Origin of the sequence: Escherichia sp. XD33, assembly GCF_019375075.1 — a bacterium.
GTDB classification, from domain to species: domain Bacteria; phylum Pseudomonadota; class Gammaproteobacteria; order Enterobacterales; family Enterobacteriaceae; genus Enterobacter; species Enterobacter flexneri_A.
Window position 1 is genome coordinate 1 of record NZ_JAENDM010000182.1, and the last position, 1,327, is coordinate 1,327.

2 protein-coding genes are annotated in these 1,327 nt (G+C 57.0%); both read right to left on the reverse strand.

Translation table 11 applies throughout. The annotated features are described in order from the left end of the window. Positions 1 to 1,010: prophage tail fiber N-terminal domain-containing protein (locus tag K0778_RS26090; protein ID WP_250666417.1), on the reverse strand; the 1,010-nt coding region annotated here is incomplete at its 3' end. Positions 1,011 to 1,074: 64 nt separating this feature from the next. After that, positions 1,075 to 1,327, reverse strand: a 253-nt coding sequence (locus tag K0778_RS26095) for an Ail/Lom family outer membrane beta-barrel protein (RefSeq protein ID WP_096853535.1), incomplete at its 5' end; no start/stop codon positions are given.

Below are 1,327 nucleotides of genomic sequence, written 5' to 3' on the forward strand. Positions count from 1 at the left end.
ACCTTGTCGAGATATTCTTTCGCCTTGTTCTCTGACGCTTTAGCGTTGGTTTCGCTGACCTTTGCTGCTGCCTCACTATTTTTCGCGTTGGTTTCTGATTTTTTGGCTGCTGTCGCGGAATTTGCCGATGCAGTTTGTGAGTCTGCTGCCGCCTGTGCGCTGTTATCCGCATTCGTCTCAGACGTTTTTGCGGCCTTCGCGGAATTTCCTGCCGCCGTTGCCGAGGAAGCTGCACTGCCGGCGCTCGAGGCTGCGCTCGTTTCTGATGATTTTGCCGCCACTTTTGAAGCCGACGCATCCCGGGCTGAGGTGGCAGCTTCTGACGCTTTCGTGGTCGCGGTGGATGCAGAAGTGGCCGCAGATTTTTGTGATGCTGCGGCATTCGTTTCTGACGTTTTCGCTGCACCGGCACTGGTGGCTGCCGCGCTTTTTGAAGACTCTGCAGCGGCAGCACTTTTTGATGCTTCAGTAGCCTTTGTTGATGCCGTTCCTGCGCTGGAAGACGCTGACTGAGCCGACGACGCGGCCTGTCCGGCTGACGTGCTGGCTGCGCGTGCGGAGTCCGCAGCATCAGTCGCATGGGTTGCCGCCTCACGGGCTGATGTGCGGGCATCACTGGCTGACTTCTTCGCGGCTGCCGTGTTCTGTGCCACTGCGGACGCGTTACGCGCCACCTCTTCCACCATCAGTTCAAAGCGGCGCAGTGCCTCCGGACGGACATCATCCTCCGTCATGGCACCGAGAAAATCATTCAGCGTACCCGGTTGTGAGTCTTCATACACGGTGATGGTCCCGGCATGCGATGGCGGGAAGCCTTCCACCAACAGAATAACGCTGTACTGACCGTACTCAACGTCCATGCTGTAACGCCCGGCTTCATCCGGGTTTTCTGAGGCCACTGTGTTCACCACCACCGTGGTGCTGTTGCGCCTGGCCTTTAGCTGAATGGTGCAGTTTTGTATCGGCTTACCTGCGCCATCTTTCAGTACACCTGAAATCCGTACTGCCATATTCCCCCCACAAAAAAACCCGCCTGAACCGGCGGGCTGTCATAACACTGTGTTACCTGGCTAATCAGAATTTATAACCGACACCCACGATGAAACCGTCAGTGCGCCAGTCACCACTGCCGGAACCTTCATAAGCAATATCAATGGCCACGGATTCGGTCGGGTTAAACTGCACGCCAGCCCCCCACGCCAGAGACGTGTTGCTGTGGCGACCGTCATCACTTCCGGTCAGCACATCGTGCGTTTTCCCCTTGTTGTCAGTTACGCGGAGATAATCCCCGGAGAAAGTCGACACACGGCTGTAAGCCACACCCGCC